This is a genomic window from Geobacter sp. SVR (assembly GCF_016865365.1).
Lineage (GTDB): Bacteria > Desulfobacterota > Desulfuromonadia > Geobacterales > Pseudopelobacteraceae > Pelotalea.
In genome coordinates, this window is the sequence record NZ_AP024469.1 from 2,520,433 (window position 1) to 2,537,682 (window position 17,250).

At 50.2% G+C, this 17,250-nt stretch carries 8 protein-coding genes; 7 read left to right on the forward strand and 1 reads right to left on the reverse strand.

What is annotated here, in order from left to right; genetic code table 11:
* The first annotated feature begins 42 nt into the window (after positions 1–42).
* Both GSVR_RS11705 and GSVR_RS11710 read left to right on the forward strand, forming a co-directional pair.
* Positions 43–2,769 carry a phage tail protein gene (locus GSVR_RS11705; protein WP_173200359.1) on the forward strand — a complete coding sequence of 909 codons (2,727 nt, stop codon included), beginning with the start codon at positions 43–45 and terminating at the stop codon, positions 2,767–2,769.
* A 10-nt stretch (positions 2,770–2,779) separates the two neighbouring features.
* Positions 2,780–6,118 carry a fibronectin type III domain-containing protein gene (locus tag GSVR_RS11710; protein ID WP_203978654.1) on the forward strand — a complete coding sequence of 1,113 codons (3,339 nt, stop codon included), beginning with the start codon at positions 2,780–2,782 and terminating at the stop codon, positions 6,116–6,118.
* Here GSVR_RS11710 and GSVR_RS11715 read toward each other — a convergent pair.
* Positions 6,115–7,284, reverse strand: a complete 1,170-nt coding sequence (locus GSVR_RS11715) for an IS4 family transposase (RefSeq protein ID WP_173202480.1) — start codon at positions 7,282–7,284, stop codon at positions 6,115–6,117. The two genes, GSVR_RS11710 and GSVR_RS11715, sit on opposite strands and share 4 nt — an antisense overlap.
* Positions 7,285–7,790: 506 nt before the next feature.
* Between GSVR_RS11715 and GSVR_RS11720 the strand changes: the two genes are divergently transcribed.
* From GSVR_RS11720 to GSVR_RS11740, 5 genes are all read left to right on the forward strand, one after another.
* On the forward strand, positions 7,791–11,489 hold the full coding sequence (locus tag GSVR_RS11720) for a fibronectin type III domain-containing protein (RefSeq protein ID WP_173202264.1): 3,699 nt from the start codon (positions 7,791–7,793) through the stop codon (positions 11,487–11,489).
* A gap of 11 nt (positions 11,490–11,500) precedes the next feature.
* Positions 11,501–12,121: a DUF4376 domain-containing protein gene (locus GSVR_RS11725; RefSeq protein WP_173202265.1), complete on the forward strand. Its 621-nt coding sequence runs from the start codon at positions 11,501–11,503 to the stop codon at positions 12,119–12,121.
* Positions 12,122–12,255: 134 nt separating this feature from the next.
* The gene (locus GSVR_RS11730; protein ID WP_173202266.1) at positions 12,256–15,843 is read left to right on the forward strand and encodes a tail fiber domain-containing protein; all 3,588 of its coding nucleotides are present in this window, start codon (positions 12,256–12,258) and stop codon (positions 15,841–15,843) included.
* On the forward strand, positions 15,843–16,025 hold the full coding sequence (locus GSVR_RS11735; RefSeq protein ID WP_173202267.1) for a hypothetical protein: 183 nt from the start codon (positions 15,843–15,845) through the stop codon (positions 16,023–16,025). The genes GSVR_RS11730 and GSVR_RS11735 overlap by 1 nt, the downstream gene beginning before the upstream one ends.
* Before the next feature lie 4 nt (positions 16,026–16,029).
* Positions 16,030–17,247 carry a hypothetical protein gene (locus tag GSVR_RS11740; RefSeq protein WP_173202268.1) on the forward strand — a complete coding sequence of 406 codons (1,218 nt, stop codon included), beginning with the start codon at positions 16,030–16,032 and terminating at the stop codon, positions 17,245–17,247.
* The last annotated feature ends 3 nt before the right edge of the window (positions 17,248–17,250 follow it).

Here is a 17,250-nt window from a genome sequence, read left to right on the forward strand (position 1 = left end):
ATCAACATAGATACTTTCTGCGATTAGCACTTGGAGAAATAAATGGGAATCGTTTTTGTACAAACTACGCCAGACAAGGCGCTTCCGCTGTTATGGGACGGAAATAGAAATGCGCTTAAAGCAGATCCTGCTTGGGCTCCGTTCGCAGACTACTGGTATTACCAGAATCTAGGCCTTAGCGCCCTTTATTCCAGTATCGAGCAGTTCACGAAAATACCGGATTGCATCATTCAGAACAATCGTGTACTGCAGCCAAATCTGTCAACCAATAACACGACTTTAACCATATCGTCGCTGGGAGGTACACGTCTACTCACCACTAAAGAAGTAGAAGCATTTAGACTTACACTGTCACTTCCTGGACTTTATGCCATTAATGATAAAACTGGTTATTTATCAACGACAGTATCTGTTGGGATATATTGTAGAGTATACAATCCAGCAGATCCAAATAACACAACAAATCCTTGGCATGTAGTTAATGCAAACTACGCTATTTCTGGGAAACAAAGGGCAGAAATTCTCAAGACCATCGATAGCGGAGATTTGAGAAACGTCGGGTTACTCAGCAAGCCTGAATATCTGGATATTCTCATCGTAAGGAATACTCCCTCGCACACAGGGAACATGAAGATCATTGATGAGGTGTATGTCAAGGAGCTGACCGAGATAAACTACGCACAGATAGCCTACAACAATACCGCGCTTCTTGGAGTAAAGATCAGGGCTACCGATCAGCTATCAGGACAGCCGCCTACCATAACCACCCTGGTCAAAGGCACCAAGATTGCTATCCCTAGTAACATGGAGGGTGTGGAGCGTTATAACGCAGACGGCTCGTACAACGCTGCCGGTATACAGGCAGCGTATGCAGCAGGATGGACAGACGGCAAGCTGACCTGGGATGAGGTGTCGCATACCGGGACGAAATATTGGTCCGACAATCCCGTGTGGTGCCTCTACGACCTTTTGACCAATCGGCGCTATGGATTAGGCCAATATTATCCTATCAACCCCGATAAGCTTGGGCTGATGCAGGCACAGTTTTATCTGATGGCTAAGTACTGCGACGAACCGGTCGAATACATCGATTCTACCGGAGCAACTGATGTGGTGAAGTATCGCCCACGGTTTGCGCTGAACATCGTCCTCGACCAGACCAAATCCGCTGCAGAGTGGGTTTCGCAGATCTGCACTTGTATGCGGGCGGTGCCGTTCTATTCGGAGGGCATCTTCTGGATAGACATTGATCGCCCCAAATTACCGACACAGATTTTCAATATGTCGAACATCAAGGACTACTCCCAGGCAGGAACCTCTTACCGACAGATCCCGAACTGCATGGAGGTACAGTACATAAACCCTCTTCAGAACTACGAGATCGATTCCTTCAGACTGGAGTCCAAGGAACTGCAGAACAACCCCCAGCTTGAGGAACGGACCAAGGCTCTGATGCTTGTGGGGGTGACCAACTTCGATCAGGCCAAAGCATTGACGAAGTTCACCCTTCTTGCTGCACAAAACAGGGCGAAAATGGTAACCTTTAAGGCCGGCTCGGATGTAATACGCAGTATGGTTACTGACGTTATAGGTATTCAGCATGATGTGCCCCAAAACGGCTATGGAGGTAAGGTTGTCGCGGTGGAGGAAGATGGCACTGTCACGCTGAGTGAGCCTGTCACGTTTGACTCACTGATGTCGTACTATATCACGCTCAGTGATGCTGCGGCCGTCTCCGAAACCGTTCAGATTTATCCGACCGAATACGGAGTGCCATGCTCAACTATTTCTCCTATTTCGGTAACGTCCAATACTGGGGAACCCTACGTAGCCAATCCTGGCAATAACTACATCATAGGTATCGCCTCCAACAGTGTGGCTTTGTATAGGATAGCGTCCCTGAAACGGGATCAGGATGCTATGTGTGAGGTAACAGCCGTAGATTACTATGAGGATCTCTACACGGCTGCTGATTCCACTAAGGATATGGGTATATTGGTTATCCCCAACTACTCACTTCTCCAGAACCCTCTCCGTAGCTCAGTTACCGGAGTTACGGCATCTCCGAAGATTTACCAGGATTCGACCGGAAGTTGGAAGGTAGGGGTTGACGTGTTTTACGACCCGCCGAAGAACAACAGTTTCTGGAAAGGGGCGATGCTGTACTATGCAAAGTCTGGCACTACGAACTACCAAGTTCTGCCCGAGAATTCCAAAGGTAGTTTTCTCATTCCTGATATAACAGACCCAGGACAATACACCTTTATTGTTACGTCTACGTACACATCCGGCAAACAGACTGTAGACGATGCTTTGAACGATATGCAGCGCCATCCTTGGACTACTGAGTATATAAACATATACCTGCCGAATGATGCCTTCCTGGAGGGTGTCATAGCCCTCGGTATTGAGAACCAAGCAAACGATGGGACATTCTTAGGAAAAGATTGCATTGTTACCTGGAAACGCCCCGCTGCAATCGACGCCATTCTATCGACTTCCGCTGGAGACGAAACTTTGGGAGCGGGAGTAGACTCGGCAGGAGAGTGGTTCAAAGAGTACCAAATTGAAGTGAGGGGCCTCGATGGGACCACGCGAAGAACTTTGCGCCAATTATCGGAACGCTTTGTTTATACCCATGAGATGAACTACGAGGACGGAATCACCCGTAGTTTCACGGTCACGGTCATAGCATATGACCGTCTAGGGAGGTCGTCTGCTCCCAAGACCATCACCTGTAGTAACCCTGCACCTCCCGCAATTTCCTAAAGGAGAAGTAATGATCACCCTGACGCCGTACATAAAGTCCTTTATGGTTGATTTTGCTCCTGCCCAGGATTTGGACTTGGCGGGGTATCGAACCCACGTAGCCCACGAATCGGAACTGGTAAACGGGGATTTCACCCCCACAGCCAACAATTTGGTCAATCACGGTCCAGACACGAACTTCGTAGTCAAAGTTGACCGGGGAGGTGCCTGGTTTGTCAAGATCGGCGCATACGATACATTTGGGGAAGAGGTGTTGAATTATTCAGCTCTTCATTCAGTAGTCGTAGCAACCACAGACCCTTTGGACGTAGTTCCGCCTGAGACTCCGGTACTTGATACGTCTAAGACGGTATCCGACTTAGAAGGTACTGGTGTCTTCCAAACAGCTTATATTCTCTTAGCCTGGACATTAATCCCGGTACCTAACGACTTTTCCAATTACCTCATAAGGCAGAAGAAACATACGGAATCCTCTTGGACGGAGATTCAGCTTGACCAATCCCCCACGTACAAGGCGTCCAATCTCATTCCCGGCGTCAGCTACGATTTTCAAATCTGCGCTGTAGACCAGTGGATTAACGCTTCCTCTTGGAGTGATACATACACGGTGACTGCTCACGCGGATACCGTAGCACCTGTCGTACCTACGAGCCCATCCGTTGTCACTGCTATGCGAACCGTTTTCATCAAATGGGATGCGAATGTAGAAGCAGATCTGGACGAGTATGTGGTGGAGGTAGCAGAAAATCCTACCTTTACGCTCAATAAGCAAACCTTCCATACCGCAAACAACAGCCTGACTTTTAATGGTTCTCAAGGTGTAACCTACTACATCCGGGTGTCAGCTGTGGACTACTCAGGTAACAATTCAGGGCCGAGCGCTACAGTATCTGCGATGCCTGGATTAGTGGTATCTGCAGATATTGATACTAATGCTTTGGAAGCATCCAACCGTTTCACCAATGTTCCGGTAATCAAGGAAGCCTCTTATTCGGTTTGGAGGGCGAACACACCTGCTGGCGGGATCTCTTGGAATTCGCACCATGCCTACTACCAAGGCAAGCAGTTTACCGTGAATGCCGGTAGTACCACCCAACCTTATGTCCAGGGTACGTTCGCTGGTGCGGATGGTAGTACGATCAGCTACACTGGAGTTCCCGATCAAACCGCCAAAAATGACACTACTGCTACGTTTATAATGGCGAAGAACACCAATGGCAACCTGGAGGTCATTTGGAACTCCGAGGCCAACATGGTGATCGGCTCAGCCTATATCATGGACGGGGCGATCACCAATGCAAAGATAACATCTTTGACCGCTGATAAGATAAAGGCCGGCACCTTGGACTGTGGACTTCTGACGATAGAGAACTTGAATTTCTCTGATATCGGAGGCAGTATTTCGTGGGGCGACGGCACAATTACGAATAAGCCCTCTAAGCTTTCGGACCTGGACTCAGCAGCAAGCACTAAGCTTTCCGGCATAGCAGACGGGGCAACTAAAGGGGCGGATTGGGCTACAAACGTAAGTGGTAAACCTATGTCGCTGTCCGAACTTAACTCGACAGACGGCACTACCCTTTCTAATGCGTCTTCCAACGCCAGCAGCGCTGTAAATCAACTGAACACTCTTACTACCAACGGCGGCAAGCTAACCTATATTGACAGCCAGGGGGCCTATCTCGGTACCTTGAACGCCAGCAAAATCACTGCCGGAACTTTTGCAGGAGGTGGTATCGGGTTTAGCACAGGGGCCACCGTAAATTTAGACGGTAACGCTGCGAGGATTACGGTTAATGATGGTACTCGTGACAGGATTTACATTGGTAAGCTAGGCACTGGAGACTATGGGATCGACATTAAAGACGCTTTGGGTTCGTCGGTTGTCAAGGTATCCAATGGTAGTGGGGCCATCCTCCAGAACGCTACGGTCGGCAATCTGGTGGTCAGTGGTCAGGGCATCCTGTGTGGTTCGGGCAACAGCGCCTTCAAGGTGTGGGATGCCGGTTCTGGCAGTGTGAACATGTACCTGGGCGATTACTTGGGGAGCAAAACCAACTACCTGTACTGGAACGGTAGCAAATTGGAAATCGCCGCCAAAGTCGTCATGTCCTCGGACTCGTTGATCCAATGGAGTAATCTTTCTCCTGAGACTCAAACAAATCTTCGAGGCCCTCAAGGAATCCAAGGTCTTCCTGGTGCTACGGGTGCAACTGGCGCTACCGGACCTAAAGGTGACCCGGGAGTTACCCCCGATATGTCCGCCTACATGGATAAAGGTTCATTCATGACCACCATAGGGGCTGACTATGTTTTCACTCAGAAAATAGCCTGCGATAAACTGGTAGGTAATGTCATTACCGGGAAGACATTTCAAACCGCAGACTCAGGGCAGCGATTCGTGGTTGACTATACCACCAACGATGCAAAGTTTTACGATTCATCCGGTACCAAGCGGGTAAAGATAGGGGTCACGACAGGCACAGGTGAGCACGGCTCTAGCTCCGCATATCTGGACATGTACATGCCCACCGACGCAACAGGCATCAGCTGCGTCGGTATGACCTATTCGGACACCGCTATGGCGTACTTCCAGAACGGCGGTTTCAGTATTGGTGGATGGATCTGCTACGGGCCGGGAATTTCTGCGCTCGGTACTTATGGCGTGTATGGGTACGGTGTCTCAGCGGGTATTTACGGCACCGGGTATTATGGTGTGCTTGGTACGAACAAAGGACGCGGCGAGTCACCCAAAAGTACTGCCGCAGGGCAGATAGGAGTTCGGTCGGAGGTTTCCGGTACCGGGGCGGTAGCTTACAAAGCAGTAGCTTCCAACGGAGCCTCTGCCGTTTACTCCACTTTTACCGGCGCTCACGAGATGCTCATTCCGAATACGGAAACTGCAATTATCGGTGATATAGTGTCTGATACGGCGATTTTATTCAAGGAATCCGTCTCAGATGCCTTCGGAACTGTTGAGGTGACTTCGCGCAGCAAAGATAAGACGGTTTTGGGGGTGTTAGCCTGTGAACCTTTCGATCTTGATAAAGTGCCTGAAGACTGGAAGGCGTGGGAAGGTATTGAAGAGCTGCTAAAAGCGCACAAAGTAATATTCGTGAACGCAGTGGGTGAAGGCCAAATCAACGTCTGCAAGGATGGCGGCAACATCTATGCGGGGGATTTGATCTGCTCCTCTACGCGCCCAGGTAAGGGAATGCGCCAAGAGGATGATCTCTTGTTTAGTTACACTGTAGCCAAGGCAAGGGAAGACTGTATCTGGGAAGAAGGAGAAGATGATATCAGGATGATTGCCTGTATTTATCATTGTGGATCACTACTGTCCGGTTAATAATTGAATAAGTTCAACTGGTTATAGTCGAGAGTGCCAGCTTTCTGCTTGAGACCCTCTGTAACCAGTGATGAAATGGGCTTTTTCTCGAATAAGTTGACCTCAAGAATCTGTAGAAAAGTGTATAGCGAGCACGGAATACCGAGTCGTTTTTTGGCGATAGCCACGAGCAGGTACATGCAGAGCCCGACCCATATCTGGCTTTTAACAGCATTTTCGGATGTTCCGTAAAACTTCTTGAATCGCAGGTGCTGCTTGATCCACTTGAAGAACAGCTCCACCTGCCACCTCTGCTTGTAGACGTCAGCAACTGTCTTTGCCGGGATGTCAAAGTTGTTGGTTAGAAATACCAGACGTTTGTTTCGCTCTTTGTCAACATAGCTGACCCGGCGTAGCCGTTCTGGATATCCCTTCTTCGATTTTATCGTTACCAAGGTGATAACCTGGTCGGCCCGTATACCTGTTTCCTTATCTTTTGGTGCAGAGTAGAGGCGCTTGAATTTCAGGTTGTCTTTGGCCCTTATGACGAAGAATGCGCCCTGCTTATGAATTGCGAACAAGCGTGCATAATCAACATAGCCGCGATCCATGGTATAGATGGCATCTTCTTGAACCGGCATTCTGTCCAGCAACTTTACATCATTCACTTTGCCGGTGGTAATTGCTACGAATGTCGGGATTATTCCACGCAGGTCAATCAGCGTGTGCATCTTGACCGCTGCCTTGGTTTTCCGGAATTCGGCCCACGGAAACAACGTCAGGCAGAGATCAATAGTCGTAGAGTCAAAAGCAAATAGTGGTTGCTTCAATTCGATGGCAAGCGGATCACCCTTGTAAAGCTCTTGGGCAAGACCGATCAGGATCTGGCCAAAATCCTGAAAGATCCGCCAATCCCTGCGCTCGTTCGCATCGGCAAGCGTCGTGCGGGAGACATCACCACGAAATCCAATGTGGTAGAGTTTCTCCTGATGAGAGTTCAGACAGGTTTCAATGTCCCGCAAACTCTCACGCCCGGTCATCTGGGCATACGCCAGACAAAGAAACTGGTCGAATGTGGAAAAACTCTTGGCCCAGTACTCACCGCGATATCGGTGAACGCAGACATTGAACTCATGTCGTGGAAGATACTGAAGCAGTTGCCGAAAGACGGTATGGCCAGAGTTCATTGGTACCCTCCTGAGCTGTCAGGAAGGTACCACCCCGGAGCCCCGGGATGAATTCAAATCGAAAAAAGAACAATCGTGTCAAAGAACATTAATAATCAGGTGGTTAAGCCAGTACATTCGAAATTAACCGGACAGTAGTGATTGTGGATAAACAATATCCAGATAGCACTTCAAGTATTATCATCATAATAATGACTTTTATATTAATAATTTAAGTAGTAATTAACCATCAAAGGAACAACTAATGCAGTATCCTATTGGAGCCACAAACTTAGTAAGAACTAATATTTCAAAAGCGTCCGATTTTAAAGTTCAGGACAATCCACCTCCTATCAATAGATCTAGACATCTTTGCAGGCCAATTCAAAGTTACTGTTCACAATGAATCTTCGCTCACTTGCAGTTTTACGGTCACTGTCATCGCATATGACCGTCTAGGTTGCCTGCTCCCAAGACCATCACCTGTAGTAACCCTGCACATCCAGTAGTTTCCTAAAGGAGAAGTAATGATCACCCTAACGCCATACATAAAGTCTTTTATGGTTGATTTTACCCCTGCCCAGGATTTGGATCTGTCGGGGTATCGAACCCATGTAGTTCACGAATCAGACCTTACTGACGGAGATTTTACCCCTTCAGATAGCAACTTGGTCAACCACGGCCCTGACACAAATTTTGTAGTCAAAGTTAACCGAGGAGGTGCCTGGTTTGTCAAGATCGGCGCATACGATACTTTTGGGGAAGAGGTACTGAATTATTCTGATCTTCATTCAGTAGTCGTAGCCTCCACAGACCCTTTGGACGTAGTGCCGCCTGAGACTCCGGTATTTGATACGTCTAAGACGGTATCCGACTTAGAAGGCACAGGTGTCTTCCAAACAGCTTATATCCTCTTAGCCTGGGCATTAACCCCGGTACCCAGCGACTTCTCCAATTACCTCATAAGGCAGAAGAAGCGTACGGAATCCTCTTGGACAGAGATTCAGCTCGACCAATCCCCCACATACAAGGCGTCAAACCTCGTCCCCGGCGTCAGCTATGATTTCCAGATCTGCGCGGTGGATATGTGGGTCAACGCCAGTGCTTGGAGCGCCACATACACGGTGGCCGCAGCGATCGATACTGCTGCGCCTGCAACTGTAGGTAGCATAAGCGCCTCCGCAGCATTCAAGACGGTCTTCATCAAGTGGGCTGCGGTGGCCGATCTTGATCTGGACTATTACGAATTACAGATTTCCCAAGCGAGCAACTTCACTGCCGCCGAGACATATGAGTGTGGTACCAACAGCTTCAACTATACAGCAGAGCCAGATAAAACCTACTATTGCCGTGTTCGCGCCGTGGACTACTCGGGTAACATAGCCGCTTGGAGTGCAACCGCCTCTGCGACCACCTCCTTGGTAACCACCGTTGACATTGCCGCTTTAACCATTGATGCAACCAAGATAAAGGATGGCAGCATCGACTTAGGAGGAGCCAAGATTACGGGCCTGTTGGCAAATACCAACATGGAACAGATCACCGACCCCACCAAGATAGCAGACAGCTTAATCAAGAATGAGAAGCTGGCGGATTTGGCGGTTGATGCCAAAAAACTAGCCAATAGCAGCGTCACCTCTGACAAGATTGCCAACGCAGCAGTTGGAACGGCTGCTATCCAAGATGCAGCGATTACTAATGCCTTGATTGCAAATCTAGCTGTGGGCTCGGCTCAAATAAAAGACGCAGCTATTACAAATGCAAAGATTGGGCTCTTAGCGGTAAATTCTGCCCAAATAGCGGACGCAGCTATTACAAATGCAAAGATTGGTGACGCTCAGATCAACACGGCTAAAATAGCCGATGCTGCCATAACCGATGCCAAGATCAACGACTTAAAGGCTGACAAAATTACGGCAGGTATCTTGGACTGCGACTTGCTCACGGTGAAAAATCTAAAGTTTTCAGACGTAGGCGGAAGCATATCCTGGACCGACGCGAAGATCACCAATAAACCTGCGTCGCTGGCAGATCTTAACTCCACAGACAACACTAAGCTCTCCAACGCAGACTCTAATGCGACCAGTGCTATAAGCCAGTTGACCACGCTTACTACCAACGGCGGCAAGCTGACCTACATCGACGGCACTGGTGCATATCTTGGCACTCTGAACGCCAGCAAAATCACTGCCGGTACTTTCGTAGGAGGTGGGATCGGAATTAACGCAACAAATACTCCCACGGTAAATCTGGACGGCGGTGCTGCTCGGATTACAGTCAATGATGGTACTCGTGACCGGATTTACATGGGTAAGTTGGCTACCGGAGACTACGGCATCGATATCAAAGACGCTTCCGGTGCTTCGGTAGTCAAAGTTTCCAACAGTAACGGTGCGGTTATTCAAAATGCAACGGTGGGTAATTTGACGGTCAGTGGTCAAGGGATCCTCTGCGGTACCGGCAACAGCGCCTTTAAGGTGTGGGATGCCGGTTCGGGCAACATGAACATGTACCTGGGCGACTACCTGGGCACTAAGGCCAACTACCTGTACTGGAACGGGTCTTCTCTCGAAATCAAAGCCAAGGTATTGATGGCCCCGGGATCTTCTATCGCATGGTCTGACGTGAATAAGACCGGCGCATCCTTGTCTTCGATAGACAGTACCGCAAGTGACAAGCTGGCCGGTATAACGGCAGGAGCCACTGTAGGGGCGGATTGGACTACTAACATAGGTAATAAACCTACCACCTTATCAGGGATCAACTCCTCCGAAGGTACCAAGCTGGCCGGTATTGCAGCAGGAGCAACTGTAGGAGCGGACGCCAGCAACCTTAGTGTCGGAGTGTCCTCAAATATCCTCCGAAATGCCGGATTTAGTAACGGTAGTCTCGACGGTTGGACAACTGCTACCAACGGCACCACCAACACCGTTGTAGGTGCAAACCTCAGTGGTTGGTACCCTACTGGCGGTAATGCTGGCTACATCCACCAAACTGATGCGAACAGCGGCGGTACGTACTATGATCTCGCTTCCAGCCCGTTCTTGGTTATCCCAGGCGAACGGTACGAGTTTTATGTCTATTCTGGGGCGCATCGAGCAAATGCAATGGCGTTCATCTATTGGTATGACTCCAATGGCGGTTACGTAGGTGCCGGTGTAGGCAGTTGGAACTCTCAAGAAGCGTCGGGCGGGGTCGCTTTATCCGGTTACAAGCAGATTGGAGGTTTCACCACTGTCCCTGCTGGGGCTGCGTATGGCCAGTTCATGCTGAGAAAGTACCCCACTCAATCGGGCGGAGACTCCTGGTTTTTCTTCACTCAAGCTTTTGTTGGGAAGGCCAACGCAGGCCAGACTACGTTCAGCCCGTGGGTACCCGGTACAGAGTCTGCGGGTAGTGCAGGGGCTATCAGTAGCACTTACATAGACGGCTCGAACGTGTTCACCTGTAATGTCTACGCCAACAAGATTGTAGGTGACACCATCACAGGCAAGACAATCCAAACGTCTTCGGTCAGTACCGCGCCTCGGGTCATGATGAATACTACGACCAACGCATTTGAGATTTATGCAGATGCTGGGTCGGGGTCGGTTGGGGCCACTCCGGTTGCCAAATTCGGATTGGATACGTCTAACGACCTCACGCTGCTACAATTCAGCCGCAAGAACACTACTAGTTCTAACCTAGTCGACGGCAAATCCTATGCGGTCACGAACATCCGCTCGAACATCAAGCGGGGCTTTTCGATTGCCGGTAAGTGCCAGGACACCCTAGAAGCCATGATTACCTACTCGATCAATGACTTGATGCGTATCGGTGGGTTCTTCTCAGTGACTGATGAGGACGCCACCAGCACCGGGATCGGGGTTGTTGGCATAGGTCAGACTAACAATATCAGCCTGGTCGGTTATCGGGGGATTGGTGTTGCTGGGGCCGGTAAGAACTTCGGTGTTGTCGGTATAACCAACACTCTGACAACAGGTGCAGACTTCTTAGCTTTAGGTAACGGCATATGGCTGAGCAACGTGAACGTAGCGTACCCCGCCAAGCTACCAGATCCGGCTACGATCTGCATGGGTACGCCGAACATGTGCGCAATGGGTTGGTACAAACATTCTAACGGGAATTATTACCCGGTCTACGCATCTAACTGTGGTGGGGCTTGGCACTGGAGATGGATGCACGACAATAGCATTGGACATGCCGAAGGCTGTCCGACACCATAAGAGGAGAAAAAATGGCTCAATTGAACCAAGTACATCCGGATGATCCAAGGGATGACGTTTATACCGGGGCCGTTGGCTATCTTGAACTAGATAGTCAAGGGATTCCTACAGGGATCTGGACTGATAAATGGCACGGGGTTAAAGGTACTCCTGGGAGCCTTGTGCCTGCTGACACTGTTGAGGTGGATGAGGAGGATCTCCGGGCCTTTGCTACTGAGCACGGCAGGTGGAAGTGGGATGGTTCGGCTAGAGTAGCTTATGAGACTTCTGCGGAATACAGCCTGCAGAAAGCCAAGAGTGCCAGACGCAGTGAGATCACCGACGCGAGAAACGAAGAGGAAGTAGCCCCCGTTATGTACCTGGGCAAGACTTTCGATGCTGACACAACCTCGATCATGCGGATGATGGTCGTTGTGCAAGCCGCGCAGATGTCTCTCGCAGCAGGCCAACCGTTTGAGGTCACCTGGACCTGCGCCGATAACACCACAACCGATCTGGATGCGGCTCAGATGATAGGACTCATGAATGTGATAATGTTAAGGGGCGAAACCCTGCATAATAAGGCGCGAGATCTCAAGTCACGTATTGACGAAGCCTCTACTCTGGAGGATGTGAAGTCAATTGGTTGGTAATAAAGAACTACAAAACCTTCCGATCAAATCCCGGTGGCCTTTAAAGGCCATCGGGATTTGATTTTCGTATTCACTAATAAAACCTGGCATTTTTACGTATATACAGTAGTGATAACTATTCAAAGGAGCTACTAATGCAGTACTCACAATACACAGTTTCTGTGACAAAAGGATCAGCTACTGTCATCGGACAGCCAGGATGTAAATTTTTAGCAAACGTGGCTCCTGGTAATGCCTTTAAGGTGAAAGGTTCACCTGTCGTTTACACTGTGTCAGAAGTAACAGATGATACTACATTTATTCTTAGCGTGCCTTTTGCTGAGGCTTCTACATCCTCTATCCAGTACCAGGTCACAAGAGATTATACTCCGAATTTTGGTCTTGCCGAGATAAACGTAGGCGATCAGGATTGGCCTACCCATCTGACTCAGCAGACCATTCGTAAGATCGATGCTGCTCTCGGCGCGATCTTCATCGGAGCTGGTAGCGGTAACGTAGTGACTAATGGTTCCAGTACTACTGTAACGGCTACCGTGGCGGGAGACTTCAGGGAGATAAAGGTAGGCTCATATCTTACTGCCAACGGCGTTTCTCGCACTGTTGTAGACAAAGATTTTGAAACCAATAGTACGATTACCGTCAACGCCCCTGTGGATTGGTCGAACAACGGTAACGGGTATTCCTGGACCTATAGCCTGGGCAATGCGTTTCGTGATGCCGAAATCAATGTAGGGTTGGCCAAGACGAGCGCTGAGACTGCCGTCGTTGCGGCAGAAACGGCCACTGATGCTGCGGGTACTGCAACTACCAAGGCCGATATTGCTACGGACAAGGCTGGGGAAGCCTCGGATGCGGCTGTTGCTGCTGCCGATTCCGCTCATGATGCCGAAATCAGCGAACAGGCTGCAAGCGCAAGCAAGACTAATGCTGCCGCTTCCGCTCATGATGCCGGTGTATCGGCTGCTACTGCCGTAGACCGCGCCGAGGCTGCGAAAAACAGCGAAGATACGGCTAAATGCAGTGAGGATAGTGCTGCAGCCAGTGCCCAGGCTGCAAAGGATAGCAAGGACGCTGCTCATTTATCGGAAGTGGCTGCTGCTGGCAGCTCTCAAGCTGCGAAGGATAGCAAGGACGCTGCTCATTTGTCGGAAGTGGCTGCCGCTGGCAGCGCTCAAGACGCGGACGAATCTGCTACTGACGCAGCTTCGAGTGCACGGGATGCCGCGTCGTCCGCTTTGTCTCTGTCATCTGCCTTGTACTCATTCCGGGAAACTTTTCTCGGTGAACTTGCAACCGACCCATTTGTCGATGGGAATGGTAACCCTATCAAGGACGGGGCCACCTACAGCAACACTGTCTCAGGCAAAATCCGGGTATACATCGCTGAAACCATGACCTGGGATGACTATGATAAAGCTGCCCAGGCTGCTTCCAGTAATGCAAACCTGAGTGCGCTGTCTGCGGCCGGCTCTGCCGGTGACGCTTTAAACAGTAAGAGGGATGCAGAAGCTGCTGCTGCGACCGCAACTTCTAAGGCTGGAGATGCCGCAGGGTCTGCCCTGGCAGCTGCGGGATCTGCTGTAGCCGCTGATGGTGCCGCTGCTACCGCAACTTCTAAGGCTGGAGATGCCGTGGGGTCTGCCCAGGCTGCTGCTGGGTCGGCTGTGGCCGCTGGTCAGTCTGCCCAGGCTGCTGCTCAGAGTGCAGTTGAGGCCGCTACCGTGGTCGCGGCCGGTATCCCTGTAGCTTCGCAGACTGTACGTGGTGGTGTGAAGGTTGACGGTATTACGATCACCATCACCAATGAGACGATCAGTGCGGCCGTGCCTGCAGTATCGAGCCTTGTTCAGGATACTACTCACAGGTTTGTGACGGATACTGAAAAAACCACATGGAATGCCAAACAGAATAGCTTGACTGCTGGAGTTGACTACCTAACGCCTTCCGGCCAAGTGCAGCCGGACTGGAATGCGTCAACCGGCAAGGGGGCGATCCTCAACAAGCCCTCCTTTGCGATTGTAGCTACCAGCGGTTCATATACCGATCTGTCGAACAAGCCGACGATCCCTGCAGCACAGGTGCAGTCTGATTGGAATGCTGTAGCGGGTATGGGGACTATTCTCAATAAACCGACTCTGGCCACCGTAGCGACGAGTGGATCTTACAACGACTTGGTGAACAGGCCTTCCCTGGCGACCGTCGCTACCACTGGTTCCTATACCGACCTGTCGAACAAGCCGGTAATACCGGCAGCACAGGTGCAGTCTGACTGGAATGCTGTAGCGGGTATGGGGACGATTCTAAACAAACCGACTCTGGCCACCGTAGCGACGAGTGGATCTTACAGCGACTTGGCTAATAGGCCCTCCTTGGCGGCCGTCGCTACCACTGGTTCCTATACCGACCTGTCGAACAAGCCGGTAATACCGGCAGCACAGGTGCAGTCTGACTGGAATGCTGTAGCTGGTATGGGGCAAATTCTGAACAAACCCACACTTGGCACGGCTGCGGCTAAAGACGTGGCTCCATCGGGGAATGCTTCGGTATCTCAGGTCGTTTTGGGCAATGACACGAGGCTTTCGGATTCCCGTCCCGCTTCGGATGTGCAGGCTTGGGCCAAGACGGCATCAAAGCCGACTTATACTTACTCTGAGGTCGGTGCCGCTGCCTCCTCCCACAGCCACGATTATGCTACACATCGAGGTGAAGGCAGCAACTTCATCGACAATGCCTACGCAGTCTATGACGCCTATCGTGGAGGGTGGAGGGCATCCAACGACCTGTACGTGGCCTACGCTTATAGTTCTGGAGCAGTTCCCGCGTCGGGGATCAGCGGCCAAAACGGTATGTGGACCTCAGGTGCCCGTCCCGGCGCTTACAAGTTGTACCGCAATGACAATGACTCTGCCTACAACGTGCAGACTACGTGGGAAGCCAATAAAGGCGGGTACTGGTCTTTGAGGGGGTATAACGGAGACTCTTTTCACGCCGATTGTTATGTTGCCTACGCTGGGCAGGCTGACTACGCCGGCCAGGGGCGCACCGTGTACGACAATGGCGCTTATTCTGGCGCGGCTGCGTGGCGCGAACCTTCTGGAATGTACGTATATTACTCCGCTAGATCGTCTAGGGCAAACGGCAACTTTTACATAGATGACAACTACGGATGCAGCGTCGTAGGAGTATATAACGCTTCCAAATTCCAAGGCGTGTTTGCTATGGGTGATGCCTACAAACTCCCGGCAGACGGCTCCTCTCCTGGAGGCATGTACGGTATAGCGTGGTCACACCCCAATGCCGGTGGAATCGCTGGGTACCTGTCATCCCACGGTGCCTTGTACTGTCAAGGCGGCAACTTCATGGCCGCGATATCCACCAATATTGTCTGCGCTGGCGTATTTAATAACTTGTCCGACGAACGTCTCAAGACAAACTGGAGAAGCCTGCCGGATAATTTCGTAGAGCGACTTGCCAAGGTTAAATACGGCGTATATGACCGCACAGACATTGGCGTTACCCAAGTAGGTGCTTCAGCTCAATCTCTCCAGATCCTGCTGCCGGAAGCAGTTGAAACTGCCTCTAACGAGGACCAGACACTTTCCATCTCTTACGGTAATGCCGCACTGGTATCAGCCATCAAGCTGGCTGAAGAGGTAGTCGAATTAAAAGATCGAGTGACACAGCTTGAGCGAATAATTGCAGGAAAGCTAGGGGGAATATAATGGCAAGGAAAAAAACAACTTCCAAAGATCGCTTGATTGCAGCGGCAGACCCTATGAAGGTGCCGGATAATCTGCTTGAAATCCATTTCCCCAACAGACCTTCCGCTGATACACCAGTGATCCTCGATTGCCCTGTTCCCTGGTCGGACGTTGAAGATGAAGAGATCGGAAAGCCGAGGTAATTAGATGGGATCTGGGTTTTTAAAAAACAGTGTGGACCTCGACTCGGTCTTTGAGCAGAGGTCCACTGCAGCAATAGCCAATGTCGGACATCAGGTAGCTGGAACTGACCTCGCTCAGAGATATGAGAAATTAGCATCCGGGACTGCTGCCGCTGCCACCGGGTTCAAATCGAACAATAATGATTTAAACACACTTTTTGCTGCTAAAGGAACAGTAGGTAGTGGAGGGGGGTATCAGTACGGGTTTGAGGATGGTCTTACTACTGGTCTATGTGGGGCGGATGGTGCTGCAAATTATGGTGGGGGTGGACACGCTGGCTCACGCTACGGAAGTACCGCAACAACGGCTAGTGCTGGACCTTATTACCAACTATATAGTTGGACTGGGACTACTGGTGCTGGTGCTGGAAGCTTTTGGGCAGCTAATGATAATGGCCCCAGTAACAGATTTTGGAACAACGAGGTAATTGTCAGACAAGATGGAGTTCAAATAGGGTATGCCACGTGGGCATCCGATTGGCTCAACAGGTCAGGATGGGTGAAAGTCAATTTTAATACATCAGCAAAAAGTAGCTCGACCATAACCTTCTGGGTGCGGTCTATTTATGATGCTAATGCTAAGTGTGATCGAGCTGCCCTCGACATTGACGACATCTATATCCCAGGTTCGAATAGTATCTATTCTTACGGTAGGACGTCCAATTTTACCTCAAATGCTGACGGCTGGTATGCGTATGATGATGGTGGAATGGTATCCGGAGGCTGGTCTTCGTCGGGAGGTCACAATGACCCCGGCTGTATTGCGACTCAAATACAATCATTTGAGTATTTTGACAACTCCTTAAAGAATTGGTATCGGTCGGGAGGTCAGGCGGGACCTAGACGTAACTTTACTACATATAAGCCATTAGTATTTGGAGATAAGTTTTCTTTCTGGCTCAGATGTAATGTAATTGGCGGGACTTACTCTGGAATGAGCGCCGAGTTTTGGGATGGTACTAAGCGCCTTACAACCGATAGCGGTGGCGGTCTTGCAGTTTCTACTACTTTTATACCCAATAATACATGGCAAAACATCGAGCTTACTGTAAATGGGACTGGTTCGCCCAACGGTGGCAATTCTGGATTATTACTCGTAAGGTGCGCCTGTAGTTGGGAAGATGGAAATAATATACAGTTATGGTGGGATGAAATAAAGACTCCAGCAGGATGGACTGCATAAAGG

Excerpts from the sequence above, each read along its gene's own strand:
- GSVR_RS11705 (WP_173200359.1), top strand. The coding sequence starts at position 43 with ATGGGAATCGTTTTTGTACAAACTACGCCAGACAAGGCGCTTCCGCTG.
- GSVR_RS11710 (WP_203978654.1), top strand. The coding sequence starts at position 2,780 with ATGATCACCCTGACGCCGTACATAAAGTCCTTTATGGTTGATTTTGCT.
- GSVR_RS11715 (WP_173202480.1), bottom strand. The coding sequence starts at position 7,284 with ATGAACTCTGGCCATACCGTCTTTCGGCAACTGCTTCAGTATCTTCCA.
- GSVR_RS11720 (WP_173202264.1), top strand. The coding sequence starts at position 7,791 with ATGATCACCCTAACGCCATACATAAAGTCTTTTATGGTTGATTTTACC.
- GSVR_RS11725 (WP_173202265.1), top strand. The coding sequence starts at position 11,501 with ATGGCTCAATTGAACCAAGTACATCCGGATGATCCAAGGGATGACGTT.
- GSVR_RS11730 (WP_173202266.1), top strand. The coding sequence starts at position 12,256 with ATGCAGTACTCACAATACACAGTTTCTGTGACAAAAGGATCAGCTACT.
- GSVR_RS11735 (WP_173202267.1), top strand. The coding sequence starts at position 15,843 with ATGGCAAGGAAAAAAACAACTTCCAAAGATCGCTTGATTGCAGCGGCA.
- GSVR_RS11740 (WP_173202268.1), top strand. The coding sequence starts at position 16,030 with ATGGGATCTGGGTTTTTAAAAAACAGTGTGGACCTCGACTCGGTCTTT.